The sequence below is a fragment of the Citrobacter amalonaticus genome (genome assembly GCF_018323885.1).
GTDB lineage: Bacteria > Pseudomonadota > Gammaproteobacteria > Enterobacterales > Enterobacteriaceae > Citrobacter_A > Citrobacter_A amalonaticus.
On record NZ_AP024585.1, the window covers coordinates 3950566 to 3977286 of the forward strand.

The window sequence follows — 26721 nt, forward strand, 5'->3', positions numbered from 1 at the left end:
TGCCGGAGGCACTAATTGTGACCCACACCCGAGATATTCCACAATCGTTCTGGCGCGATGAGCGACTTGCATGGCTGGAGCTGCGCAGCACCTGGCGCAGCCATCAGGCCTATAAGCGCCATCATCATCCGCAGCTCTCCATTGGGGCCATTCTGGAAGGTGAAACCTGCTGTGTCAGCGATGGCAAAGAATACCGTTTGCAGGCAGGCGATCTGATTGTGATCCCACCGCATGTGCCGCACAGCTGTAATCCGGTCGATGGACAGTGTCGCAGCTACCATATGCTCTACCTGGACGCGGACTGGTGTGTTGCCCAGTTGCCCGAACAGACAATCCCTGCACCGTTTTTCGCCCCGAACCCGGTGATCCGCGATCCACAACGCTTTCAGCGCTTTCTCGACCTTGTGGCGTTAATGGAGAAACAACAAACCGCGCCGCTTATCGATGCCGTCCGTCTCCTGCTGCGCGCACTCCCCTTGCAGTCAGGAAATCCGCCGCGCACGCGAGCGACCAGTCAGTCTCTGAAAGCGCGGCTGCACAACAATTTGCTCTCTCCACCGTCGCTAGATGATATCGCGCAAGAGTTCGGCATGCGCAAAGAGACGCTGATTCGCACCTTTAAGCAGGACACCGGTCTGACGCCGGGCAGCTATCTGAACATCGCGCGGATCGATTTTGCCAGGACGCGACTGCGCGCCGGAGACGATATCGCCGACGTCGGTTATCAGAGTGGTTTTGCCGACCAGAGCCATTTCCACCGCACCTTTGTCAGCTATACCGCCGCCACACCGCGTCAGTATGCGCGGGGGCGATCAATATCAGACAATAATTAGCGTTTCACCGGGCGTAGCGTGAACTCAGGTTTGCACACTGAGGTCACTATGGAACCGTTGTCTGTACTCTTTCCCCCTGCCTTTCCCGCCCTGGCGCTGGCTCACTTTGTGGCGCTGCTCAGCCCCGGACCGGATTTCTTTTTACTGGTGGGCTACGCCGTTCGCTATCGACTGCGCGGCAGTGCCGGGCTGTGCCTGGGGATCGCCACCGGTAACGGCATTTATATCCTTCTGGCGATTGCCGGCTGGGGGATCCTCCGTCAGCTTCCCCAGCTCTTCACGTTGATCGCACTGTTGGGCGCACTTTATTTACTGTGGATCGGCAGCCTGCTGCTACGCAGTCGTCCGCAAACGCTGACGGGCGCAGATGCCCAGTCCACGCGTCCGGGATTGGGCAAACAAGTGCTGCTGGGGCTGGGTTCGTCGCTGCTCAACCCGAAAAATGCCTTGTTCTATCTGGCGCTGATGACCGCCCTGCTTGGCCCGTCAGTGACGCTGGTGCAGCAGGCCGTCAGCGGGATCTGGATGACCAGCGTCGTACTGTGCTGGGATCTGTTGATTGTGATGGGGATTGGCCTGCCGTTTATCCAGCGACGGCTAAGCCACGGGATCGTGTGGATCGAACGTCTCGCCGGGGTCGTGTTGATCGCCTTTGGCTGCGGGATCGTCTGGCGCTTTCTCTTCCCGTAGCTCATTGAGATACTGAATGAATTCAGCCCATTCTATTGACTAACATCAAATTATAATGACACTTAAGGTGTATATTTTCCGTTCAACTTACTTTTCTCGAGGTGTGATGTGCTGATAACCATCTGTAATCGCTACACATTCTGACAAGCGTCAGAATGTGTTCCCCTGTCTTTGATTCTCATGGGCAGTGCTTTTGATTACATGAAATTCAGTACATCCGCAGTCTGCTGTTCTCTCTTTTCTGCCTGATGTCCCTGTGACAGTATTGAATTTCGTTGTTCCCGTTAAGGGGTTCTCCACATGGAGTTCGTTTTGTATGCAATGGATTATTGAGTTTTTCAAGCGGCACGCCACGACGCTGTTCTTTCCGATGGCGCTGATTCTGTACGATTTTGCCGCCTATCTGTCGACGGACCTGATTCAACCGGGCATCATCAACGTCGTGCGGGAGTTTGATGCCGATGTCAGTCTGGCGCCGGCGGCGGTCAGTCTCTATCTCGCCGGAGGGATGGCGCTGCAATGGCTGCTGGGGCCGCTTTCCGACCGGATCGGTCGTCGTCCGGTATTGGTCACGGGGGCGCTCATTTTTTCCCTCGCCTGTACCGCCACGCTGTTCACCACTTCAATGACACAGTTTCTGATCGCGCGCGTGGTGCAGGGCACCAGCATCTGCTTTATCGCGACGGTCGGCTACGTCACGGTGCAGGAAGCGTTCGGACAAACGAAAGCTATCAAGCTGATGGCAATCATCACCTCTATCGTGCTGGTAGCGCCGATCATTGGCCCGCTTTCCGGCGCGGCGCTGATGCACTTCGTCCACTGGAAGGTGCTGTTCGCCATTATTGCGGTAATGGGTTTTATCGCCTTTATGGGCCTGTTGCTGGCGATGCCGGAGACGGTCCAGCGCGGCGCGGTGCCGTTTAGTGCGATCAGCGTCGTACGCGATTTTCGCGATGTCTTTCGCAACCGCGTGTTCCTCTTTGGCGTCGCCACGATCTCGCTAAGTTACATCCCAATGATGAGTTGGGTCGCCGTTTCCCCGGTGATCCTGATCGACGCGGGTGGCATGACGTCCTCCCAGTTCGCCTGGGTGCAGGTTCCGGTGTTCGGTGCGGTCATCGTCGCCAACATGGTCGTTGCTCGTTTTGTAAAAGATCCGACCAACCCGCGCTTTATCTGGCGTGCGGTGCCCATTCAGCTCAGCGGCCTGTTTGTACTGATCGCCGGGAACCTGCTCTGGCCTCACGTGTGGCTGTGGTCGGTGTTGGGCACCAGTCTGTATGCGTTTGGCATTGGGCTAATCTTCCCGACGCTGTTCCGCTTCACGCTGTTTACCAACAACCTGCCGAAAGGAACCGTGTCGGCCTCGCTGAACATGGTCATTCTGGCGGTGATGGCCGTTTCCGTCGAAATCGGTCGCGGACTGTGGTTTAACGGCGGCCGGATCCCGTTTCACCTGCTGGCAGTCATTGCGGGAGTGGCGGTGGTATTCACGTTGAAAGGGTTGTTAACGCGGGTACGCCAGTATCACGCAACGGAACTGGCAACAGAGAAGTAAAATCAGGCCCCGCCATGCGGGGCCGTTTTTTTAAGCAATGCGGGCAAATCCGGCTTCAAGGTCGGCAATCAAATCGCCGACATCTTCCAGGCCGATATGCACCCTCACCAGCGTCCCGCTGAAATCAACCTCACCGGCCGGGCGAATGCTGTTCAACTCTTCCGGTTGGTTCGCCAGAATCAACGACTCAAATCCGCCCCATGAGTAAGCCATGTGGAACAGCGAGAAGTTATCGAGGAAGTTCGCTAACTGTTCATCCGTCAGTCGCTTTTTCAGCACGAACGAGAACAAACCAGAACTGCCGCTGAAATCACGCGTGAAGTATTCGTGGCCCGGACATTCCGGCAGTGCCGGATGATTCACCCGCGCCACTTCTGCGCGTGCCGACAGCCAACGGGCAATCTGAATGCTACTCTCCTGATGCTGCTTCAGACGCACCGACAGCGTACGCAGGCCGCGACTGCCGTTATACGCGGTATCGGCATCCAGCGTTTGCCCCATCAGATACGAGTTTTCACGCAATTGGTCCCAGCAACGGGCGTTGGATACCGCCGTTCCCAGCATGCCGTCAGAGTGACCAATCGTGTATTTGGTGCCTGCCTGAATCGAGATATCCACGCCGTAGTCCAGCGCCTTAAACAACACACCAGCCGCCCAGGTGTTGTCGATCATAATGACGATCTCCGGGTTCACCGCACGAATAGCCTTCACCATTCCCGGCACATCCTGTACTTCCATGGTGATCGAGCTCGGTGATTCAAGGAACACCACTTTGGTTTCTGGGCGGATCAGATCGACAATTCCGGCGCCGATCATCGGATCGTAGTATGTCGTTTCGACGTTGAATTTGCTCAGGATCTTATTGCAGAAATCCTGTGTTGGTTCATATGCCGCCCCGGTCATCAGCAGATGATCGCCACGTTGTACAAACGCGAGGATCGCGTTTGTCACCGCCGCCGCACCGCACGGATAGAGCGCACAGCCGACGCCGCCTTCCAGTTCGCTCATCGCTTTCTGAAACGCGAAGTGGGTATAAGTGCCGCGACGACCATAAAACAACTCACCGTTTGCGCGATTGGCGGTGGCGAATTTTTTGTCCTTCACGGTATCAAACACCAGCGAAGAGGCGCGCTGGATAACCGGGTTTACCGCGCCCTGGGTATAGCGTTTATCGCGTCCGGCGATGACCAACTGGGTTTCGAGTTTCACTGAATCTTTCATAACCTTCTTATCCTTAATCCGTGCGTTAAACCTCGGCGGCCGTCGCCGTCGCATTCATCTCTGCATTCACCGACTTTTTCCCGGAGAAGCGTTCTACAATTTGTGCCGCATTCAAATCATGAATCACGTTAATTAGCGTCGCCGGGGCATCGGTAATGGTGCCCAGCACCACCAACATCGGAATGGTTTCCATCGGCAGTCCCAGCGTGGTGACGATAAAGATCTCCCCAAGGAACGCCCCGCCCGGTACGCCGCCGACGATAATCGCGGAAAGCACGGCGATCAGCATGGTCAGGAAGAAGGTTTCCGTGGTGAATGGGATCCCCAGCACCGAGTAAATAAAGACGATCTTCAGCGCCGCAATCATCGCCACGCCGCCTTTGTTCAGGTTGACCAGCAGTGGGATCGAGACATCCACAATTTCCGGGTTAATCCCCATCGCTTTGCCCGCGCGCAGCGTCACCGGCAGCGTGCCCAGCGAAGAACAGGTACCCAGCGCCGTGACAGAAGGCTCAATGGCGTGACGCCAGAAGGCCTTCACCGCCGGTACGCCGCCGCCAATGTAAGAGTAGAGAATAGAGCCGAAAATGTAGTAAGCCAGCGTGGCAACCATGAACAGACCAATTGCCCGGGCAAAGGTGAGCAGCAGTCCGGAATCCTGGCTGGCCATCGTCGCCGCAAAGTAGCAACCGAGCCCCAGCGGCGCGACCTTCATGATGATCGACACGATCTTCATAATGACGGTGTTGGCATCGTCCAGCAGCGAGGCAATACGTTTACCCGCCTGTTCTGACTGACCAATCGCGATCCCGGCAATGATCGCCATCACGATCAGCGCGAGAATATTCGACTTAGAAAACAGACCAATAAAGTCGTTGGTGGTGATCATGCTGACAAAATCCATCTTGCCGCTGCCCGCCTGCACGGACTGCGAGAGATCGATAGTGACCCCCTGCGCCGGGTTGTACCACAGGGCTAACGCCACGATACCGGCCGCCGGAATAAACGCCATCGCGATGGAAACGATAAAGATAATCGCCATAATTCGCCCTAAGCGTTTCAGGTCGGTCATACTGGCGATAGAGGACATTACGCTGATTCCCACCAGCGGAACGATAATCATAAATAACAGGTTCAGGAAAATCTGACCTATCGGCTGGAGTTTACTGGCAAACGCGGGGGCTAAAATCCCTAATAAACCACCTGCCACCAGAGCAAGTAATAAAATAATTGACGATTTGTAGGGTTCGAGTCGTGTCCACATAATCGGTACCTTTTATAAGAATGGAATTAAATGAGAGTAAATTCACAATTTGGCGACGTTCTGTTTTTGCCTCCTTACTATTTGTGACGCACCTCACTTAAGTTGTTATTTTTTCATTTTGTGCGTATGTCGTTTCCTGTGATTCAATAGTTACATGTTTCAAAACCCAATGTAACGGCCTATTCGTACCGTTTTTGCAAATCACTTGTGAGCAAAAGGAAACAATGAGCGCACCCATTTCTCTCAAGCACTTAGAGTTTTTTGTCCGGATTGTGGACTGCGGAGGTTTATCTGAAGCCGCGGTGCAACTTAACGTGTCACCGTCCGCGGTCAGTAAAAGTCTGGCGGCAATGGAAGATACGCTGGGGACAACATTAATTAAGCGCACGACCCGCAGTATTACGCTGACCGACGCCGGGCAATATTTGTTTAACCGGGCCAATAAATTACTGAAAGAATTTGATGAAACGCTTAATACTACCTCTGGTTATTATCATAATCCGCAAGGTGAATTACGCATTACCTGTTCGATTGCCTTCGGCTATTCCCGACTGGTCAATCTGGTGGACAAATATCGCACCCAATACCCGGATGTGAACCTGTATATCGATCTCAACGATAACTTCGTCAATCTGAACGACACGGATTTCGATATCGCCCTGCGCATCTCCACCGCCCCGCCGCAAAACTATGCCACGCGTAAACTGGTGCCGATCCGCTGGGCGTACTGCGCCTCCCCCGGTTACCTCGCGAAGAAAGGGATGCCGCTGCGTCGTACCGATCTGGTCGATCACGATTGTCTGGTTTATCCTGGCCTGACCCCGGTTCTGAAGGTTGCCGACGAGCAGGATCGCCTGCATCAGCTAAAACTGCATATGCCGATCCAGGCCAACAGCAGCCTGGTCCTGCTGAAGTCGGTGCTGGAAGATCAGGGCGTGGCCTATCTGCCGACCTATCTGATTGGCGATCATATCCAGAAAGAGGAGATCACCCCGCTGATGCTCGACGGCACGATCGCCTGCGAAACGCACACCCTTTACGCGCTCTATTTCCCCAGCAAATACAGCAATCCGAAGGTGCGTTCGTTTATTGATTTTTTGGTCGCGGAGTTAGGGACACTGCCAGCGTGGGACAACTGGATCCCCGGCTGATCCCCGGTTGTTTTTGCACGATCCCTCCGTCTGGCTCTATCCTTAAGCGTATGAATAAAATTGCTGAACTCAAACGCGCCAAACTGCTGGCGCTTTCGTTACTGCTGATCGCGGCCACTACGTTCGTCATCACCCTCTTCCTGCCGCCTGGTTTTTGGGTCAGCGGGATCAAAGCCATTGCCGAGGCGGCGATGGTCGGTGCCCTGGCGGACTGGTTCGCGGTGGTGGCGCTGTTTCGCCGCGTCCCTCTCCCGTTCATTTCGCGGCACACGGCGATTATTCCCCGCAATAAGGACCGCATCGGCGAGAATCTGGGGCAGTTTGTGCAGGAGAAATTCCTCGACACCCAGTCCCTGGTTGCGCTGATCCGCCGCCATGAACCCGCGCTGCTGATTGGCAACTGGTTCAGCCAGCCGGAAAACGCCCAGCGGGTCGGACAGCATCTGTTGCAGATCATGAGCGGCTTTCTGGAACTGACCGACGATGCCCGTATCCAGCGCCTGCTAAAACGGGCGGTGCATAAGGCGATTGATAAGGTCGATCTCTCCGGCACCAGCGCCCTGATGCTGGAAAGCATGACCAAAAACGATCGCCATCAGGTTCTGCTCGATACGCTGATCGCCCAGTTGATATCCCTCCTCCAGCGCGACAGTTCGAGGACCTTTATCGCCCGGCAAATCGTCCACTGGCTGGAGACCGAGCATCCGCTGAAGGCTAAAATTCTGCCTACCGAATGGTTGGGCGAGCACAGCGCGGAGCTGGTATCGGAAGCGGTGAACTCGCTGCTCGACGACATCAGCCACGATCGCGCGCATCAAATCCGCCACGCCTTCGATCGCGCCACGTTCAGGCTTATCGACAAACTGAAAAACGATCCGGAGATGGCGAACCGGGCGGAAAGCATCAAAGATTACCTGAAAGAAGATGAAGCCTTTAACCGCTACCTCGGCGAGCTGTGGGCGGATTTACGTCAGTGGCTGAAGCAGGATATCAACGCCGACGATTCCAGGGTGAAGCAGCGAATCGCCCATGCCGGACAGTGGTTTGGCGAAACGCTGATCGCCGACGATGCGCTGCGCGCTTCGCTCAACGGCCATCTGGAGCAGGCCGCCCATCGGGTGGCGCCGGAGTTTGCCGCCTTCCTGACCCGCCACATCAGCGATACGGTGAAAAGCTGGGATGCCCGCGATATGTCGCGGCAGATTGAACTTAACATCGGGAAAGATTTACAGTTTATCCGCGTCAACGGCACGCTGGTGGGCGGGACGATCGGGCTGGTCTTATACCTGTTATCGCAACTTCCCTCACTGCTGCCCGCACTGTCCACTTTTTAAGGAGAAAAAATGGCTGACATTACCCTTTCCCCGACGCAGCGCGACGGTCTGCGCGATGCGCTCAGAGACTACTGCCGCGATCATTTCGAACTGGAGCTGGAACAGTTCGACGCTGAGTTTTTTATTGATTTCATTAGCGAAAAACTAGGGCCTGTGTACTACAACGCGGGCATTGAGGAGGCGATTCGCACGCATCTGGCCTGGAGCGAGCGCATCCAGGAAGAGATGGATCTGAAGAAGATTTTATAATGCCTTACCTGGCGGGAGATCAATAAACCCATAACATTGACATGGTTATAATGCGAGCACTTTTAACATCTCCCGTGTCACGGGGAAGGAAAATCCATGTCGCTTATCACCGATCTGCCCGCCATTTTCGACCAGTTCTCTGAAGCCCGCCAGAAAGGCTTTCTCACCGTGATGGATCTCAAAGAGCAGGGTATCCCGCTGGTGGGAACCTATTGCACCTTCATGCCGCAGGAGATCCCGATGGCGGCGGGTGCGGTGGTGGTCTCGCTGTGCTCAACGTCGGATGAAACCATCGAAGAAGCCGAAAAAGATCTACCGCGCAACCTCTGCCCGCTGATCAAAAGCAGCTACGGCTTCGGCAAAACCGACAAATGCCCCTATTTCTACTTTTCCGACCTGGTAGTGGGTGAAACCACCTGCGATGGCAAAAAGAAAATGTATGAATATATGGCGGAGTTCAAAGCCGTTCACGTCATGCAGTTGCCAAACAGCAGCCAGGATGCCGCCTCACGCGCGCTGTGGAAAGCAGAAATTCTGCGTCTGCAACAGGCTGTGGAAGCACGCTTTGGGACGCCGGTTACCGAAGCGGCACTGCGTGACGCCATTGTCCTCAAAAACCGTGAGCGTCGTGCACTGGCGAATTTCTATCGTCTCGGGCAGCTTAATCCCCCTGCATTGAGCGGCAGCGATATCCTGAAAGTGGTGTACGGCGCGACCTTCCGCTTTGATAAAGAAGCCCTTATCGACGAACTGAACAGCATGGCTGAACGCGTGCGCCAGGCATGGCAGGATGGTAAACGACTGGACGCCCGTCCGCGTATTCTGATCACCGGCTGTCCGATCGGCGGCGCGGCAGAAAAAGTGGTGCGCGCCATTGAGGAAAACGGCGGTTGGGTGGTGGGATACGAAAACTGTACCGGCGCGAAGGCGACCGAGCAGTGCGTCGCGGAAACTGGTGACGTATACGAGGCGCTCACCGACAAATATCTCGCCATCGGCTGTTCGTGCATCTCTCCAAACGATCAGCGCCTGACGCTGCTCAGCCAGATGGTGGAAGAGTACCATGCAGACGGCGTGGTGGACGTGATTTTGCAGGCCTGTCATACCTATGCCGTTGAATCACTGGCAATTAAGCGCCATGTTCGCCAGCAACACAACATTCCTTATATCGCCATTGAAACCGACTACTCTACCTCGGATGTCGGCCAGCTCAGCACCCGCGTCGCGGCCTTTATTGAAATGCTGTGAGGAGCAGGCGTGACGTATTCGATAGGAATTGATTCCGGCTCGACGGCGACCAAAGGCATTTTACTCACCGGCGGTGTGATTGAGCGCCGTTTCCTGTGCCCGACGCCATTCCGCCCTGCCGATGCCATCCGCGAGGCCTGGGAGGTTCTCGCGGAAGGTCTGGAAACGCGCCCCTACCTGACCTTAACCGGCTATGGCCGCCAGCTGGTTGATTTTGCCGACAAGCAGGTGACGGAAATCTCCTGTCACGGACTGGGTGCGCGGCTGCTCGCACCTGCCACCCGCACGGTCATTGACATCGGTGGACAGGATAGCAAGGTGATCCAACTGGATGACGATGGTAACCTCACCGACTTTCTGATGAATGACAAATGCGCGGCGGGCACCGGGCGCTTTCTGGAGGTCATTTCACGCACCCTGGGCGCCAGCGTGGAGCAACTCGATACCATTACCGCTGGCGTTGCGCCGCACGCCATCAGCAGTATGTGCACCGTTTTTGCCGAATCCGAAGTGATTAGCCTACGCTCTGCGGGTATCGCCCCGGAAGCGATCCTCGCGGGGGTGATCAATGCCATGGCGCGACGCAGCGCCAATTTCATTGGTCGACTCTCTTCAGAAGGGCCACTGCTGTTTACCGGCGGCGTCAGCCACTGCGCAGCGTTTGCCCGGATGCTGGAAGGCCATGTCGGTATCCCGGTAAACACCCACCCGGACGCGCAGTTTGCCGGCGCCATCGGCGCGGCGCTGATCGGCCAGCGGCAGAGAACGCGCGGATGACGGAATACCTGTTTTTATTTCATTCGACGGTTGGCGTGATCCAGACCCGCAAAGCGTTGCAGGCCGCAGGCGTGACCTTTCGGGTCGCCGACATACCCCGCCAGTTGCGCGGGGGCTGCGGACTGTGCGTCTACCTGCATTGCCAGCCTGGTGAACAAGATCGGTGGGTGATCCCCGGTCACACCGAATCAATCTACCGCCTTGAGCAGGGCGACTGGCAATGTGTGGCAACCTTCGACGCGCCAGCACGTTGCCCCGCGAAACCACGATAAATGTCACTATGCAATTATCACCCGTTTAAGGATTCATTAAGATTAATCTTTATACTTTCTCCCTTAATGTCTTTGATTTTATTTAAGGAAGAATAATGAGATTGTCCGCCCGATATCTGAATTCACCTCTGCGAATCATGCTTCTTCTTACTTTACTCATTGCGGGGGCGAGTTATGTCATATCGGGTAACGCCATGCCCGACAATGACAATAACTCCCTTGCCGATTATCGCGCGACGATAGACGCTAAACAGATCGCGGGCGTGAAAAAAAATGTCTCCTCACTCACCTGGTCCGATAAAACGAATACGTTGTTCAGCACAATCAATAAACCCGCCGCGATTATTGAATTAACCCGCCAGGGTCAACTGCTGCGTACCATCCCACTCGATTTTATTCGCGATCTGGAGACGATCGAGTTCATTGGTAACGACACATTTGTCATCAGCGATGAAAGTGACTATTCCATCTACGTGATTACCCTCAATGCGCAGTCACAGGTCAACATCATCAAAAAGTTAACGCTTAATCTGTATGAAACCCCGACCAACGACGGTTTTGAGGGCCTCGCCTGGTCACGTGAAAAAGAGACATTCTGGTTTTTTAAAGAAAAGAGACCGATTGGGATCTATAAAGTGACGGGGCTGCTCAATAATGACAATCTGACCATCAGTAAAGACCATGCGCTGCAACAACAGCTAGGTGTGCAGGATATTTCAGGCGCGGAGTTTAATCCGCAGCGGAACAGCCTGCTGATCCTATCTCACGAATCACGAGTGCTCAAAGAGGTCAGAACCGACGGCAACGTTCTCGGCGTCATGCCGCTAACCGAAGGTCACCACGGGTTGGCGCACACCATACAGCAGGCTGAAGGGATCGCGATGGATAACCAGGGGACGCTGTTTATCGTGGCAGAGCCCAACCTGTTTTACCGCTTCACGTCTAAGAGCGCACAATAATACCGCCATCGCCTTACCCATTTGTTATAAATTTGTTACTCTCGCATTTCGCTCACGACAAATAACAATGGGTACGGCATGAGCCAGCAACCGCATATCGCAGACCGGTATTCACTGCGCACCGCCCTTTTCGGGATGATGGTCCTCGCGCTGGGCATGGGAATTGGCCGTTTTCTCTATACCCCAATGCTGCCCGTACTGCTGGCTGAGGGGCGCTTCACGTTTTCCGAACTGTCGTGGATAGCCAGCGTCAACTATGCGGGATACCTGGTCGGCAGCCTGTTGTTCTCGTTCGGGCTTTTTCATCTGCCGGGACGTTTACGCCCTATGCTGTTGAGTTCAGCGGTGGCGACCGGCGCACTGATCCTCGCGATGGCGCTATTCTCCAATCCCATGGTGGTGATGCTGGTGCGCTTTTTGGCGGGAGTCGCCAGCGCCGGGATGCTGATCTTTGGCTCCACGCTGGTGCTACAACATACCCGCAATCCTTTTGTCATTGCCTCGCTGTTTTCTGGCGTCGGCGTCGGGATTGCGCTGGGTAACGAGTACGTGATTGCTGGTCTGCACTTTGCGCTCTCCTCCCACGCGCTGTGGATCGGGGCGGTGGCCTTCTCGGCCGTCCTGGCGATGTTGCTGGTGCTGCTGCTTCCGTCCCACGCCCACACGCTGCCTGCCGCCACCCAGGCAAAAAGTGACCCACAGCCGATGCGCTGGTGGCTATTGGCGCTGCTCTACGGACTGGCAGGATTCGGTTACATCATCGTTGCCACCTATTTACCGCTTATGGCGAAAGGGGCGGGTTCTCCACTGCTGACGGTTCATCTGTGGACGTTGGTCGGTGTCTCAATTGTGCCGGGCTGCTTCGCCTGGCTGTGGGCCGCGAAACGCTGGGGAGTGCTGCAATGCCTGACGGCAAACCTGGTGATTCAGGGGGCCTGTGTGATCCTGACGCTGGCCAGCGGCTCTCCGCTGTTGCTGGTGCTGAGCAGCGTGGGGTTCGGCGCAACGTTTATGGGCACCACCTCGCTGGTCATGACCCTCGCGCGACAGCTTATTGTGCCGGGAAACCTCAACCTGCTCGGGTTTGTGACGCTGACCTACGGTATCGGCCAGATTCTGGGTCCGCTGTTAACCACGCTGTTAGGCAGTGGCACGCAGGCGATTACCGATGCCACGCTGTGCGGCGCGCTGGCGTTATTTATCGCCGCGACGATCAGCGCCCTGCAATTCTATAAACAAAAGCGTTTGTTGGCGTGCCGCATCAAAGACATGCGCTGACCATAATGCGGGGGACCTGGTGGATCCACTCCAGTAATTCGTAAAGCAGCGAAGCCGTGACGATTTTACTGGTTGTCGCGGTTGACCAGGGAAAGAGCGTTACGCTGAGTTCCCACGTCATGAGCGAGACGGTTGTCACGACCAGGGTCAGTCCTAATGCGGTGACGGTAATACACGCCATGGCGCGCCAGAGAGGTAAAAACATCATCCTGTAAAATCCGCCCGCACTTATTCACGGCCGCCTTCATTGGCGGTGCGATGCAGCATGAGCGCTTCGGCAATAATGTCCTGTTTGCTTTTACGCGTTTCTAACGCCAACGCCCGAACGTAGTCCCATAGCGTCGTCTCAACACGGGCGCTTAACAGCACCATATCTTTAGAACGGGTTCCCCTGGCTTTACGGGTATCGGGATAATCGCGGGAAGGCATCGTCGGCTCCTGAAGGCTATGTCGTCTTAACTGGGGAGGAATATGCAGTTGGTCGAATAACAAGTCAACGTACAAAATTTCAGCAGCCGGGTGATAGAAATGTTAAGAAAACGCCTTAAAATGGAACGCTGTTTCAAGTGAAAGATAGCCCGTAGCAGGCTAATGATGTCAGGGTTTATTTACATGTTCTGATTAATTCAGTGCATTTCAGCCCCTGCGCTTCCGGCAAAACATTCACCACGATTATTGAAAATTCCTATGCGCCAATAAGTTACTTCCAGAATAAATGTTTACTTTGAAGGCAATAACTGGCTTTTTTAGAGAGAGTTACGACGATCTCTTTCAATAATTTTCGCTAACGTCACTTCTTTTCTTTGTTATCAGACGTCTTACCACCGCCACCATAAACGCAATAAAGGTAAACAAGTCGTAAATAAGGACATTTTTTAACGACGCAAATTAAGTGCGTATCAATTGACATGGATCAATTTTAAAAGCTGAATTTTGCCAGCTTTTGGTAAGAATCTGATGAAGCGCACAAATACCGACTGCTTTTGTACACTAAATTTTACGCCACCAGACATGCCTGTCATCCGCGGGTGATATTGACTTTACTTTTCATCGCCACACTTCCAGCACGACGGAACCAAAGTTATTCCAGTACATCCCCGACATATCATTTGCAAACACCACTAACTCACCGCTGCGGGGCGCAATCCAGCCATTATTGAGCCGGGTGCCGTCGCCAATCACAAACATGGTATCGGTTGATTTATCAATAGTACCAATCAGGGTAAACCAGGTCGCAGATTCGTGGCGGCAACGCAGCCAGAGTCGGGCAAAATTCAAATAGCCGACGGTGTAACCGTTCGCGTCACAATAATGCCCCATATCGCACCACTTTCCGGTGACATGAAAGAAATACCTGACGCCCTGCTCAACAAACAGCTCCGTTTCAACCCATTTATCGCGTGAGCGAATTTGAGTTCGCTTCACCCGTCGTGAAGCCAGTGGCGGAACGCACATTCGATCAACCATACATCATCACCTTTGCGCAAACACAGTTATGCAGGCCGCCCGGATAAAACGATGACGAACAGGAGGGGTAACACTAATTTTTATGAACTCTGCGGCCGCGCTCCATAACAGGAAAGTTGTAATCAGCGCGTGCCGTTTCATACCTTTCATTGACCTGACGCGATAGCGCCTACAGATGCGCCGTTCAACGTGCGGGTAAGCAGTCCACGCGCTTACCCGCACAGTATCCTACGGGTTACCGGTAGTTGACCTTCATATTTTTCGACAACGGTTCAATGACCGTGGAGACCAGAATAAAGCACAGAACACAGAACCCGGTCATCGCCATGAATACCGCATCCCAGTTGTAAGCATCCAGAATAATACCCACGATCAGCGGCATACACATGCCACCCAGTTGCCCGCCCATGTTGATCACGCTGTAAGCGATCGGATAAATGTCTTTATTCGCCCGCCCCATCGCGTAGACCGAGTAAGCCGAATAGCCCAGCGACAGCATCAGCCCCAGCAGGAACAGCATCAGCGACAGAACGATTTTGCTTTCTGGCGCATAAACCAGCGAGTACATGGTGAAGATCGTCGCCCCGGCACTGAGCAACATCAGCGGTTTACGACGCTTGTTCAGCACCCGGTCAGAAAGCACGCCGCCGATAAAGTTGCCCATGACCGTCCCGAGGAACGGCGCCGCCGCCAGTGCGGCAGAACTCGTCAGATCGAATCCGCGTTCGGTGATCAGATACTTGGGCAGCCATGACATCAGCACGCTGACAATCCCCACCATCGAGAAGTATCCCAGCGCGACGCCATAAATATCCCAGCAGCGGAAGACCTGTTTTGAACAGGAGAGTTCTTCAACCTGCTTTGTGCGAATTAGCTTGTCGAGCCAGCAGTAATTGAACTCAGGAACGGCCGGTGCGGCGGCTTCCTGAGTCGTCGCCGGAAGCTGTTCTTCGCGGATGTAAGCGACCTCTTGCTCATTCACGAAGCGGCTCTCTTCCGGCTTATTGCGAACCATCAGATACCAGAAGATCGCCAACAGCAAGCCCGGAATGGCAAAGAAGACAAAGATATAGCGCCATCCCCAGACGGTGATGATCCAGGCGCACAGCGGCGGGACGATCAGTGGACCAAACTTGGATCCTGCCAGAAACAGCCCGGTTGCCGTCCCTTTTTCCTTCGGGGGAAACCACTGGTTGATAGTCACCGTCGAGCCAATAACCACCGGTGACTCACAGACGCCCACCATAAAACGCAGGATCTTCAGCAGGAAAATGTTATTCACCATTCCCATCAACCCCGTAAATACGGAGGTTAATAACATCCCCATCGCAAATGCATTACGCATGCCGAACTTCTTAATCAAGTACCCGGCAGGAATTTGAAAAAACGCATAGCCGGCAAAGAACAGGCTGATTAACAGTCCTGCCATGGTATTTGAGATTTGAAATTCTTCCTGAATAAACGGAATAGCAAAGCCGATATTTGCGCGATCGGCGTTAGCTACGGTGTAGGTTACAAAAATAAAACTCATGACCCACCATCTGTAATGGGTCATCTTCGGCTTCCCGATATTATTATTCATCATGTCTGTTTCCGTATCAGAGGTCAGATTTTTTCGCTGCAAAAATCAAATTCACTGTAGGTTCTGGCTCGCGAAAGACTGCTCAACAACGTCGGTTCAATCGTGCTGCGGATCAGGTTTGCGATATCCAGCAGGTCAGGCAGTGAGATACCGGTATCGAACCCCATTCGGTTAAACATATTCACCGCATCCTCGGTGGCGGCATTACCGGCGGCCCCAGGCGCAAACGGGCACCCGCCCAGTCCACCGACAGCGGTCTCAAAGCGCGTTATGCCCGACTGAACGCCAGCAAACATACAGGCCAGTGCCATACCGTGGGTGTTATGCAGATGCAAACCAATGTCCATTTTGGGGAATTTCTGCTGGATCCCGCGCAGTACAGATAATGTCTGAGTCGGATTGGCGACGCCGATGGTGTCGCACAGGGTTACCGCCGAAATCCCGAGATCATCGGCAAACTTGATCATATCCATCAGCGTTTCACGACTGGTCTCGCCAATAAACGGGCAGCCAAATACCGTCGCCAGCGACAGCGTAATAGTCATATTCGGGAACGTGTGGCGAATTTTATAAAGATCCTCCAGCGACTCGGCATGCGTCCGGTTAATGTTGGCCTTGTTATGCGCCGGACTGACCGAAACCACATAGTTAATATTTTTAATACCGGCCTCACTGGCGAGACTGGCCCCCTTCACGTTCGGTACTAACACTGACGGAATAATATGCGGATGCGTGTTCAGAACATGCTGAATAACCTCACGGGCATCACTCATTTGTGGAATCGCCTTAGGACTAACCATCGAGGTGATTTCCATCGCGCCGATCCCCGACTCGACCAGACGATCGATAATTTTTATTTTTAAATCGGTAGGAATAAACGCTTTGATGTTCTGAAAACCATCTCTTGGCCCGACTTCAGTAATCTGGATAAATGTCGACATGGCAGAACCCCTTACAGAATGCCGGAACGAATAAGCTGCTCAATTTTTTCATCTGAATAGCCCAGACGTTCTTTAAGCACTTCGTAATTATGTTGACCAAGCGTGGGCGCAGGCATTCTGATGGTCGCCTTGTTGTTCGTGAATTTAACCTGATTGCCGGTCATGGTAATTTTCCCGGCGACGGGGTGTTCAATATCGACAAACATTTCGCGGGCACCAGCAATATGCGGATCCTGAGTCACGCGGTCGATGGTATTGATCGGCGCAGAAGGTATACCGGCATCCAGTAGCATCGACACGATGGTGTCGATATCTAAATCGCGGGTCCAGCATTCGATAATGTCTTTCAGCTCGGCGTGATGAGCAACGCGGTCGAGGTTAGATTTAAATTTCTCATCTTCCAGCGCGCTGATTTGCAGAACGTTTTTCAGCAGGCCATATAATTTGTCGTTGCCGCAGGCAATAATGACGTAACCGTCACGCGCCTGGAAAGAGTCATACGGATAAATCGCTTCATAGCGGTTACCAATACGTGTCGGAATACGTCCTGTATTAAGGTAAATAATGTTGATAATTTCCAGCGACGACACCATCGAATCGACCAGCGCAATATCCACTTTTTCGCCGACACCGGTTTTCAGGCGGTTGACGTAAGCGGCAAGCACGCCAATAGCGCAACTCATCCCCCCGACCACATCCGCAATAGCAGTCCCGGTGCGCGTAGGCGGCGTATCAGGCCAACCGGTGGTGCTCATCAGTCCGCTCATGGCCTGGCCGATGATGTCGTAACCCGCGCGTTTCGAATACGGGCCGGTATGACCAAAGCCGGAAACGGCGCCGTAAATAATCGCCGGATTCACCTTACGCAAATCCTCATAGCCAAGTCCCAGTTTTTCCATCACACCCGGACGGTAGTTTTCCAGAACCACATCGCTGTCGCGAACTAAATCGAGAAATATCTGCCGACCTTCTTCAGATTTAAGATTCAGCGTCATTCCGCGCTTATTGCGGTTTAAATTCATAAAGTAGGCGCTTTCGCCATTAATTTGCGGCGCGTTGGCCCGCGAATCATCCCCTTTCCCCGGCAATTCGATTTTAATCACATCCGCGCCGAAATCCGCCAGCATCATTCCGCAATAAGGGCCAGCCAGCACCCGGGTTAAATCCAGCACACGAACACCGCTTAAAACACCAGACTGTTTGTTCATTCCTTCCCTCACTTTTTTATTAGATAGAGCACAAGGCCGCTTGCCTTATAGATTGTCTAATCCAATATGTGTGCCAGGAATGAATAAATCGGAAGTATTTAATCTAACCAAATGAAACAAATAGATTTATTGCATTTTGCTATTTATCTGAGAGAAAGAAAAATGGCTTTCAATTTTGAAATTCATAACAGTTGTGATATTGGTTTGTGATAGCCACAAATTTTCCATGGTGATTTATGTCACATAAAACGTTACCGAATCTGGCCTTAATAACCCCCTATCCGGCACTGGCAGCCGTGGTGACTGAGCAGTGCGCCGGTATTTTTAACTGCCATGTTTTTCACGGAAGCCTGGAAAAAGCCGCGGGGATTGCGCGAAATCTCGACCCTGATTTTTATGACATCATTATCAGCCGTGGCGGTACGGCGGACTATATCGATCGCGTAACCAAAATTCCGGTAGTACGTATTCTCACGTCCGCGCTGGATTTGCTTAAATCGCTCACACCACTGAAAAAACATCCGCATAAAATCGCCTTTTTCAATTATCAGAACTATTTATCTGACGTAAATCTGGTGGCAACCGCACTGGAAGTGGAGATAGAAGAATTTATCTTTTTATCGCATGCCGATATGGTGGATAAACTCAAAAAATGCCGTGCACGTAATTTCCAGACGGTGGCGGGAGGATTACCGGTTTCAGACACGGCGGAACACTATGAGATGCACGGGATTCTGATCGAAAATGGTCTGGAATCGGTGAACAGCGCGCTGCGCGAAGCGATGGCAATCGTGGAGACGACCCGCCGCAAGCAACAGGATATGGCGCGACTGGAGATCATTCTCTCCTCAATTACGGAAGGGATCATCGTCACCAACGAAAATAACGAGATCCAGATCTTCAATAAATCCGCCGAGAACATATTTGGCCTGATGGCCTCGCAGGTGATTGGCAAACCGGTGGATACGGTCATTAAAAATACGCGGATTAACCAGGTATTGCTGACAAAATCCCCCGAGATCCGGGAGATTATGGATCTGGACAATACCTCCATCATTACCAGCCGGGTGCCAATATTTCGTGGTACGCAGTGTATTGGGGTGGTGTGTTCGTTTACCGATACGCCGCAAATCCAAAAAGTGGAGCGGATTATTCGCGGCAAGCTGATGAAAAAAGGCTTCACTGCCCGTTACCGGTTTGAGCATATCCTCACGCAAAATAAACACATGGAGTCGGTCATTCATCTGGCAAAAATTTATGCCAATACCCACTCCCCGGTGATGATTTATGGGGAATCCGGCACCGGTAAAGAGCTATTCGCGCAGAGTATTCATAACCAGAGTAAACGCCACCGGGGTCCATTTGTCGCCATTAACTGCGCCGCCATTCCGGAAACCCTGCTGGAAAGCGAACTGTTTGGCTATGAAGGGGGCTCTTTTACCGGCGCGCGGCGCGAAGGAAAAGAAGGTCTGATAGAACTGGCGCATCAGGGAACCTTATTTCTCGATGAAATTGGTGAACTGCCACTGCCTATTCAGAGCCGCCTGTTACGCGTCTTACAGGAATACGAAATTATGCGTGTGGGGGGAAAGGATATTATTCCTGTCGATGTGCGGATTATCGGCGCCACTAACCGATCGCTGGAAAAAATGGCGGAGGAAGGCTCGTTTCGCGGCGATCTCTACTACCGGTTGAACGTCTTACCGCTAATGGTGCCTCCGCTACGGGAAAGAGACGGCGACGTCCGTTTTCTGGCTGAGCACTTCCTCGAAAAATCGGGCTGCGGGCATAAACTGGCGCAGTTCATCGCCCTGTTTTCCACTTACAACTGGCCGGGAAACGTGCGTGAACTGAATTTTATCATTGAACGACTGGCACTATTATCGGCCGGATTTCCGGACGCTTCGCTGTTTGAGATATTAAATCTGACCGGTTTTAACGCGCTTAAATCCTGCAACGCGTCACAGACAAATGGGAGGATCGTCGCGGATCTGAGTAAAGGACAACTGAAAGTCATCATTAAAGATCTCGAGCGACAGATTATTGCGTTCTACATGGATCTTTTTGAACAGGATCAAGAGAAAGTCGCCGCCCATCTGGGGATCAGCAAAATGAGTTTATGGCGAAAATATAATCAGATGGACCGCTAAGGGAGGGCAACGACGCAATGCCGGTCGCCTGCTGAGTCCAATATTATTTCAACTCATTCGTTGCTTTAATTCTTCTGGGGTCAATGGCGGATTATGTCGGTGTAACATCGCATGGCAATTCGGGCAAACTGGTATCAGATCGTCAATGGGATCCAGATGATAATCCTCTTTAATCGCCGAAAGCGGTACCAGATGGTGAATATGGATAAACCCCTTGCCGATTTCGCCGTATACCTTTGACATGTCGAGGCCGCACACCTTGCATTGATAGCCATGATACTCAAGCGCTTTCTGCCGAGCATTGCGATCGCGTTCATAACGATTCACCACCACCTGCGTAGCCGCTCCTTCCACATAGTCGATTTGCGATGTTAGCTCATCGGGGAAAAGGGTATCGCTGACAGTTGCAGCCCCCTTTTCTCCCTGCACGATGTGAAATCCTTGCTCAATCAACAAACGCACGCATTTCGATTTGATACCTCCCGAGAAATCCTGCGGCGTGAATGTTTTCCCGGTCATCAACGTTGCCGCGATCCCCACGATCGCTTTTGAAGGATAGCGGCGGCCATCAAACACTACCTCATAGCGTCGAGCCTCTTTGAAAAGATGAGGGAACCCGTCATCGTAGGCTCGAATGGCTTTAATAATGTATTTCCGTGGCAATCGATCGGGTAATTCATTCATTTGATATGATCCATGTAATCCGGGGCTTTGCTTGTCTCATTGGCAAGACTCCGTGACCCCACCAGTGTATCCCTCCTTCACCGCTTGATCAGGCCGTATTTTGCGAGCATCATCGCAATTATTTCTCGAGTAATGAAATCAATGGGTTCCATTCAGATGCTGCAACAGGCAATTGCCGACATGACGATCTGGCGCAAAGGCGAGCAGCGCGCGCCGCATAAGCCATTACTGCTGTTATACGTACTGGCGGGTTATCAGCAAGGTCATGGGCGTCTGTTTGATTATGCTTCGGAAGTTCGCGATAACCTACGTAGCCTATTGGAGCGATTTGGCCCCCAACGCGCCCAGTACCGACCGGACATGCCCTTCTGGCGTTTACAGGGAGACGGTTTCTGGCAACTGCAAAACGCGGAGCGCTGTTCCACATTTGGCAGTAGCCGACAACCTCCCGCTGGTGAACTGGTTGAATTTAACGTTGCTGGCGGCTTTGATAAGCAACATTACGACCATCTGATAAAAAGTAAGAAACTGATTAATTCACTCGCCCGACAAATCCTCGAAGCCCATTTTACCGAAAGTATTCAGGAAGAACTCGCCGATGAACTGGGATTTGAACTCCAGTTGCTTCGTAAACAGCGCGATCCCCTGTTCCGCCAGCAGGTACTGCGAGCCTACAACTATGAATGCGCCATTTGCGGCTACAACATGCGGCACGACAATACCTCTGTCGCGCTGGAAGCTGCCCATATCAAATGGAAGCAGTACGGTGGTCCTTGCGAAATTCCGAATGGTCTGGCCCTCTGCGCAATCCATCATAAAGCTTTTGATAAGGGATCCATTGGATTAGATGAGAATATGCGAGTACAGGTTTCAGAAGCGGTTAACGGTAGCGGGATCGTCGGCAGGCTGTTTTGGGATTTTCAGGGGAAGATCATTTCTCTACCGCAGGTAAAAGCATACTACCCGCAGGACGAATTCGTGGATTGGCATAGGAGAGAGGTGTTCAGGAGATGATAAAGATCAGGCTTGCTCAGGCAACATTAGAACTTTCAGTAGCCATGACAAAAAATAGGGTATGATACTTTCGTTTAACTAGCGTTAGATTAGGTCAAACTCTTTTATCATATATCTCACAAGTGGTCTTTCTATAAGGCTAACATCATTGAAAAGCACAAAAATTACCCTTTTCACAGCATAGAGTTAATATTTATGAATGAGAAAAAAATCATTGAAATTGCGAATCTGGAAAATGATTGTAAAATTGGCAAGGACAGGCACTTTATTGCTGCCGACAGAAAAAACAAATGGCGAATCTATCTGGGTTTATTTGCCGTCGTAGGCTCCGCTGTAATATCATCTGGAATAGGCAAGAGCATATTAGAATTACTAAATTCTTATCTTCAAATAGAACATTGGGCCTCCTGGGATACGGCTTTGAGTCATATTCTTCCATTATTAGTTGGTATTTCAACTGCAATTATCGGTTTTCTTGGTTTAGAGAAACAAACGGCACAACATCGATATGTCGGCAATGCCTATATTGAAATATCCAGGAAAGCAAGATCTCTTTTAAATGAAATCAATAAAAACAATTATAATGAGAAAATAAAAGAATACGAACCTTTATTAGAAAAATATCTGGAGATAAACAAAGAGGGTGAGTCATGTCCGACGAATAATAGCGACTCATTCAAAGCGATGAGTATGAATGCTTACCGACGCAATGCCATCAAAGGAAAACTAGCCGAGATGGAAAAGGATATTATAAAATTTAGCACCAAGAAAAAACGTACGACATTAAAGCTAAGTACTATTGTAAGTGTGAATATAAAGATAAAAATCGCCTACGTATTATGGTCATTAAAAATCATCAGGAAAAGAGATTATTTACGCTATGTGAAATGCTATCTGACATTATCCTGTTAATCTCATCGTACAACGGGCGATTAAGCCCGTTCTCAATCAAACCGGTGCAGGTCGCCCACACAGAACGATTCATCAACTCAGCGTGCCCTGTAACACCTGCACTTATCTGCCCTGAAACTGCATCATGCCAGCGTGTCCGGCATTGCTTTTCACCCTCGAAAATAGTACGGTCACACAAGAAGAATTCTTCGTGGACGGTGGAAAATTATGCCAATAATTCAGTCTGTTGAACGTGCTTTGCAGATCCTCGACTTGTTTAATGAACAGGCTACGGAACTCAAAATCACCGAGATAAGCAAACTGATGGGATTGAGCAAAAGTACCCTCCACTCTCTTCTTAAAACGCTTCAGTTGCATGGCTATATCGATCAGAACCCGGAAAACGGAATCTATGGTCACTCCCGTTTTTGCAACACCGATTTTGACGACAAGTTGGCTTGCTTGAATCTATCCGGCGTCTGAATGGGATTTTATTCCCGCGCCTCGATGAGTTCCGCGCCTGATGAACCTCCAGAAAATATACGGCTTCAATGAGCCTTTCCGTTTTACAGGTTCCTCAACAGGCCGGTGGGCCGTTAGTATCATCAATATCAGTATTCGCAAAACCAGATGAATGATTGTTTAAACTGGTGTATTTCTGCCTTTATGCTTCGTAAGTTTGCTGTCGCGCCGTCAGTGCCCAGGCTATTCTGGCCAGCTTGTTTGCCAGAGCACAGGTGACGACAAAGTTGCTTTTCCGACACAACAACTCCCTGACCCAGTCGGCCAACTTGCCAGACTGGTGTTCCAGTTTTTGTATGAATACCCTGGCACACTGAACCAACAAAGTTCGGATCTTTTTGTTGCCCCGCTTGCTAATCCCTAACAATGTCGTCCGACCTCCCGTGCTGTACTGTCGGGGTACCAGCCCTGTTGCCGCCGCAAAGTCACGGCTGCTGGCGTACTGCTTCCCGTCGCCAATCTCAGTTGAAATAGTACTGGCAGTCAGCGTTCCAACGCAGGGAATACTCAGCAAGCGCTGTCCAACCTCATCTTCGTCCAACTTTCGTTTCAACTGAGATTCCAGATCTTTAATCTGCTCAACAAGATAGTGATAATGCTGTTGTAATTTCAGCAGTAACTGGCTGAGATAAAGAGGCAAACTACTGTCCTCAAGAAGGGTACTCAGTCGACTAATAACGGCAGCACCTCGCGGAACGCTGATACCAAATTCCAGCAGAAAAGCATGCATCTGATTAGTTGTTTTCACCTTATCCTGAACCAGGGATTCACGGACACGATGCAGAGCTCGCATTGCCTGCTGAGATTCGGTTCTGGGCTGCACGAAACGCATAGATGGACGTGATGCTGCTTCACAGATAGCTTCAGCATCAACGAAGTCATTTTTGTTGCTTTTAACGAATGGGCGGACAAATTGCGGTGATATCAGCTTTGGAAAATGCCCTAACTCTGCCAGCTTGCGTGCCATAAAGTGAGAACCGCCACAGGCTTCCATCGCGATGGTTGTTGCCGGGCATGTCGCCAGAAATTCGATTAGCTTTGGTCGGGTGAATTTTTTACGGTAAACGGCCTTCCCACGATGATCCTGACAATGAATATGGAAAGAGTTCTTACCCAGATCGATACCAATAAGCGCAATGTTTTCCATGATGGTTCTCCGAATGAAAGCCTGTCCTCAGCATAGTACTGGGAAGGAGGGAGTGACCATCTCATTAAATACCGTCTGGGAATGAAACTGGTCGAGCGTGGCCACTTTGTCGTTGGCACAATGGATATTCGCCAGAAGGCAAAAAGCTGGTTGATCCGGCTCTCGCAGGAAACGGGACAAACCACCCATTTGGGTATTCTGGACGGCAACGAAGGCGTCTATATTGAGAAAATAGAAGGTAAGCAGGCTGCCATCGCTTATTCACGAATTGGTCGCCGCTTGCCTGTTCACGCCACGGCTATCGGTAAGGTATTGCTTGCCTGGCTGGATGAGGAAGAACTTGCTGCGGTGTTGGAGGGGTATCAGTTCAATGGCTTTACCCCCGCCACCCTTACCGATCGCGCCTCGCTACTTGCCGCGCTGAAAGAAACCCGCCATAACCAGTATGCGATGGATAACGAAGAGAATGAGCCCGGCGTGCGCTGCGTCGCGGTACCGGTCTGGAATCATGAATCACGGGTTATCGCAGCCCTTAGCCTCTCCACTCTCACTTCTCGCGTAAACGACGCCGAGCTGGCCGCCTGGCGTCAGAAACTGATGGATGCCGGGCTGGGGCTGTCGATAACGCTGGGCTATCGTCAACCCTGACCCTGTGTCTCGCTAAACTTTCGGTTGATAAGAGAAGGTGGCGAAATCGGCGTAGCAGCCGTCGCCGCTAATATCCTCACAGTGCAAACCAACAAATGCCCCGGTAAAGAAGCCTCTGCCGCCAATATAGTCATCCGACAGTTTCCACGCCTCAAACGTTAGCGGAATGGTCTGCCACTGGCCACCGTCAAATGAATAGCTATAGCGGTATTCCAGATTGTCCACATCCACTCGCAGCCAGACGTTTTCCGCATTCTCCGGCACCAGAATCGGATTATCGTAAAGATGCCAGTGCGCCACGTTGTGATCGAGTTGAATAATCTTCAACGTTCGTCCGCGCCCCTCTTCCCAGTCCATAAAGCAGTACGTCCAGTTTTTACTGTTGTAGTAACAGGTTAGCCCCGCACTTTGTTGGAAGTAGCGCGGGGAAAAGGCCATCTGCGTTTCAGCACGAAAACAGAAATGCTGCCAACGGCGAGCGACCGTTGACTGGGTAAAGGTGGAGTTCAGCGAATCATTGCCATACAGACGTAAAAATCCAGGTCGGGCGGTCAGCGAGCCAAGCTGGTCATCAAACGGAATACGTAGGGTCTGCAATTCCGGATCGAGCCTTTCACTGTCAAAATCCGTTCGCCACGCTCCCGTTCCAACGCTAGCCTGCTCTGTCATACGTGGCCCCGGCACCGTCAGCGCCGCGTGTTTGCCCCCTTCAACATAGGGCCAACCGTCACGCCACTCGATACGCGCAATCCCTGTCTCACGCCCGAGCGGACAGTATCCCCGCCCGCCTGCCGCTAATCGCGGAATTCCCGGAAGATGTAACGGACGGCTGGTCAAATACGCCAGATACCATTCGCCGGTATGGGTCTCCAGCAGTGAACCGTGACCACTCTTCTGTAGGGGGTTTTCCGGCAGATGCCAACTGGTCATCATCGTCACATCGGGATGCAGTTCGTACGGCCCATCAATATTTTTTGCCCGCAATACCACCACGGCATGTTCGTAACTGGTTCCCCCTTCCGCCACCATCAGATAGTAATAGCCCTCGCGACGATAAATATGCGCCCCTTCGGTATAGCCCAATGGAGTACCCGTAAAGAGCGTTGAACGCTGCGGCGAAAGGGTTTGCGTGTCAGCAAAAAACTCCTGCAACACAATGGTGTTATGAGGATTACTGTGATGACGCGGCCCCCACGGGCGATAGATGTAATACTTTCGTCCATCCGCATCGTGAAAGAGTGAAGGGTCAAACCCGCCGTTGCCCATTGGCACAGGCGCGCTCCACGGCCCTTCAATAGATGGCGCGGTAACTAGGAAGTTACGGCCATTTTTCCACGGCGAATCAACGATTTTTACGTCGGTATACAGCAACCAGAATTTGCCATCGGCATAGCTCAGGCAAGGCGCCCAGATGCCGCCAGAATCCGGATTGCCTTTCATATCCAGCAGCGCCACGCTGTCGAGCGGAGTACTGACCAGAGACCAGTGTTTCAGGTCGCGAGAATGATAAATTCGCACACCGGGAAACCATTCAAAGGTTGAGGTGGCGATATAGTAATCCTCGCCCACACGACACAGAGACGGGTCCGGGTTGAAGCCGGTCAGGATCGGGTTTTCAATCTGATACATGGTT

25 protein-coding genes and 2 pseudogenes are annotated in these 26721 nt (G+C 52.1%); 16 read left to right on the plus strand and 11 right to left on the minus strand.

The genetic code is table 11. The annotated features are described in order from the left end of the window. Positions 1 to 17: 17 nt before the first annotated feature. The 3 genes from KI228_RS18700 to mdtM all read left to right on the plus strand — a co-directional run bounded on the left by KI228_RS18700 (position 18) and on the right by mdtM (position 3081). Positions 18 to 833, plus strand: coding sequence for an AraC family ligand binding domain-containing protein (locus KI228_RS18700; protein ID WP_061069590.1), 816 nt, complete (start codon positions 18 to 20; stop codon positions 831 to 833). Positions 834 to 881: 48 nt separating this feature from the next. Then, positions 882 to 1523: a LysE family translocator gene (locus KI228_RS18705; protein ID WP_054176780.1), complete on the plus strand. Its 642-nt coding sequence runs from the start codon at positions 882 to 884 to the stop codon at positions 1521 to 1523. Between the two features lie 325 nt (positions 1524 to 1848). Then, complete coding sequence (mdtM, locus tag KI228_RS18710; RefSeq protein ID WP_099433781.1) at positions 1849 to 3081, plus strand: multidrug efflux MFS transporter MdtM; 1233 nt, start codon at positions 1849 to 1851, stop codon at positions 3079 to 3081. Positions 3082 to 3111: 30 nt separating this feature from the next. On the opposite strand, the gene metC is transcribed toward mdtM, so the two are convergent. Together metC and KI228_RS18720 are read right to left on the minus strand one after the other, a co-directional pair. Next, positions 3112 to 4302 (minus strand): cystathionine beta-lyase, encoded by a 1191-nt coding sequence (gene metC / locus KI228_RS18715; RefSeq protein ID WP_042999301.1) that lies wholly within the window; start codon positions 4300 to 4302, stop codon positions 3112 to 3114. 25 nt (positions 4303 to 4327) lie between these two features. Further along, on the minus strand, positions 4328 to 5566 hold the full coding sequence (locus KI228_RS18720; protein WP_044253866.1) for a dicarboxylate/amino acid:cation symporter: 1239 nt from the start codon (positions 5564 to 5566) through the stop codon (positions 4328 to 4330). Positions 5567 to 5790: 224 nt separating this feature from the next. Here KI228_RS18720 and KI228_RS18725 point away from each other — a divergent pair, with 224 nt between their 5' ends. From KI228_RS18725 to KI228_RS18760, 8 genes are all read left to right on the plus strand, one after another. Beyond that, positions 5791 to 6717 carry a LysR family transcriptional regulator gene (locus KI228_RS18725; RefSeq protein WP_044264488.1) on the plus strand — a complete coding sequence of 309 codons (927 nt, stop codon included), beginning with the start codon at positions 5791 to 5793 and terminating at the stop codon, positions 6715 to 6717. A gap of 50 nt (positions 6718 to 6767) precedes the next feature. Continuing rightward, positions 6768 to 8051 carry a DUF445 domain-containing protein gene (locus KI228_RS18730; RefSeq protein WP_061069589.1) on the plus strand — a complete coding sequence of 428 codons (1284 nt, stop codon included), beginning with the start codon at positions 6768 to 6770 and terminating at the stop codon, positions 8049 to 8051. 9 nt (positions 8052 to 8060) lie between these two features. Beyond that, entirely contained in the window at positions 8061 to 8300 is a 240-nt protein-coding gene (locus KI228_RS18735) for a DUF2164 domain-containing protein (protein ID WP_054176782.1), read from the plus strand. Between the two features lie 96 nt (positions 8301 to 8396). Then, a complete protein-coding gene (locus KI228_RS18740; RefSeq protein ID WP_042999296.1) occupies positions 8397 to 9548 on the plus strand; it encodes a double-cubane-cluster-containing anaerobic reductase in 1152 nt (383 codons plus the stop codon). A gap of 9 nt (positions 9549 to 9557) precedes the next feature. After that, the gene (yjiL, locus tag KI228_RS18745; RefSeq protein ID WP_042999295.1) at positions 9558 to 10325 is read left to right on the plus strand and encodes a putative 2-hydroxyacyl-CoA dehydratase activator YjiL; all 768 of its coding nucleotides are present in this window, start codon (positions 9558 to 9560) and stop codon (positions 10323 to 10325) included. After that, positions 10322 to 10597: a putative Se/S carrier protein gene (locus KI228_RS18750; protein WP_042999294.1), complete on the plus strand. Its 276-nt coding sequence runs from the start codon at positions 10322 to 10324 to the stop codon at positions 10595 to 10597. The genes yjiL and KI228_RS18750 overlap by 4 nt, the downstream gene beginning before the upstream one ends. Before the next feature lie 194 nt (positions 10598 to 10791). Then, positions 10792 to 11556 (plus strand): SdiA-regulated domain-containing protein, encoded by a 765-nt coding sequence (locus tag KI228_RS18755; RefSeq protein WP_044264496.1) that lies wholly within the window; start codon positions 10792 to 10794, stop codon positions 11554 to 11556. 78 nt (positions 11557 to 11634) lie between these two features. Further along, positions 11635 to 12834, plus strand: coding sequence for an MFS transporter (locus tag KI228_RS18760; protein ID WP_061069588.1), 1200 nt, complete (start codon positions 11635 to 11637; stop codon positions 12832 to 12834). Here KI228_RS18760 and KI228_RS18765 read toward each other — a convergent pair. The 6 genes from KI228_RS18765 to KI228_RS18790 all read right to left on the minus strand — a co-directional run bounded on the left by KI228_RS18765 (position 12818) and on the right by KI228_RS18790 (position 18032). Next, positions 12818 to 13042 carry a hypothetical protein gene (locus KI228_RS18765; RefSeq protein ID WP_042999291.1) on the minus strand — a complete coding sequence of 75 codons (225 nt, stop codon included), beginning with the start codon at positions 13040 to 13042 and terminating at the stop codon, positions 12818 to 12820. The two genes, KI228_RS18760 and KI228_RS18765, sit on opposite strands and share 17 nt — an antisense overlap. 20 nt (positions 13043 to 13062) lie before the next feature. Beyond that, complete coding sequence (locus KI228_RS18770; RefSeq protein WP_042999290.1) at positions 13063 to 13263, minus strand: hypothetical protein; 201 nt, start codon at positions 13261 to 13263, stop codon at positions 13063 to 13065. Positions 13264 to 13881: 618 nt separating this feature from the next. Beyond that, the gene (locus tag KI228_RS18775; protein ID WP_042999289.1) at positions 13882 to 14301 is read right to left on the minus strand and encodes a hypothetical protein; all 420 of its coding nucleotides are present in this window, start codon (positions 14299 to 14301) and stop codon (positions 13882 to 13884) included. Between the two features lie 235 nt (positions 14302 to 14536). Next, complete coding sequence (locus KI228_RS18780; RefSeq protein ID WP_044253848.1) at positions 14537 to 15886, minus strand: MFS transporter; 1350 nt, start codon at positions 15884 to 15886, stop codon at positions 14537 to 14539. A 20-nt stretch (positions 15887 to 15906) separates the two neighbouring features. Continuing rightward, complete coding sequence (locus tag KI228_RS18785; RefSeq protein WP_141227647.1) at positions 15907 to 16824, minus strand: hydroxymethylglutaryl-CoA lyase; 918 nt, start codon at positions 16822 to 16824, stop codon at positions 15907 to 15909. A gap of 11 nt (positions 16825 to 16835) precedes the next feature. Next, positions 16836 to 18032: a CaiB/BaiF CoA transferase family protein gene (locus tag KI228_RS18790; protein ID WP_044253842.1), complete on the minus strand. Its 1197-nt coding sequence runs from the start codon at positions 18030 to 18032 to the stop codon at positions 16836 to 16838. 236 nt (positions 18033 to 18268) lie between these two features. Between KI228_RS18790 and KI228_RS18795 the strand changes: the two genes are divergently transcribed. Next, complete coding sequence (locus KI228_RS18795) at positions 18269 to 20182, plus strand: sigma-54-dependent Fis family transcriptional regulator (RefSeq protein ID WP_044253839.1); 1914 nt, start codon at positions 18269 to 18271, stop codon at positions 20180 to 20182. Between the two features lie 48 nt (positions 20183 to 20230). On the opposite strand, the gene KI228_RS18800 is transcribed toward KI228_RS18795, so the two are convergent. Next, complete coding sequence (locus tag KI228_RS18800) at positions 20231 to 20866, minus strand: HNH endonuclease (RefSeq protein ID WP_046401429.1); 636 nt, start codon at positions 20864 to 20866, stop codon at positions 20231 to 20233. A gap of 141 nt (positions 20867 to 21007) precedes the next feature. On the opposite strand from KI228_RS18800, the gene KI228_RS18805 reads away from it, so the two are divergent. The 3 genes and pseudogenes from KI228_RS18805 to KI228_RS18815 form a co-directional block, all read left to right on the plus strand. Continuing rightward, positions 21008 to 21880 (plus strand): phosphorothioated DNA-binding restriction endonuclease, encoded by an 873-nt coding sequence (locus KI228_RS18805; protein WP_061069586.1) that lies wholly within the window; start codon positions 21008 to 21010, stop codon positions 21878 to 21880. Between the two features lie 195 nt (positions 21881 to 22075). Further along, on the plus strand, positions 22076 to 22792 hold the full coding sequence (locus KI228_RS18810; RefSeq protein ID WP_052443875.1) for an SLATT domain-containing protein: 717 nt from the start codon (positions 22076 to 22078) through the stop codon (positions 22790 to 22792). 207 nt (positions 22793 to 22999) lie between these two features. Then, positions 23000 to 23185: pseudogene (locus KI228_RS18815) on the plus strand (helix-turn-helix domain-containing protein); the annotation flags it as partial. A 250-nt stretch (positions 23186 to 23435) separates the two neighbouring features. Here KI228_RS18815 and KI228_RS18820 read toward each other — a convergent pair. Beyond that, on the minus strand, positions 23436 to 24440 hold the full coding sequence (locus KI228_RS18820; protein WP_000427614.1) for an IS110-like element IS5075 family transposase: 1005 nt from the start codon (positions 24438 to 24440) through the stop codon (positions 23436 to 23438). Between the two features lie 66 nt (positions 24441 to 24506). Here KI228_RS18820 and KI228_RS18825 point away from each other — a divergent pair. After that, positions 24507 to 25088, plus strand: a pseudogene (locus tag KI228_RS18825) (IclR family transcriptional regulator); the annotation flags it as partial. Between the two features lie 12 nt (positions 25089 to 25100). Here KI228_RS18825 and KI228_RS18830 read toward each other — a convergent pair. Beyond that, a complete protein-coding gene (locus KI228_RS18830) occupies positions 25101 to 26717 on the minus strand; it encodes a glycoside hydrolase family 43 protein (protein WP_141227649.1) in 1617 nt (538 codons plus the stop codon). Between the last annotated feature and the right edge of the window lie 4 nt (positions 26718 to 26721).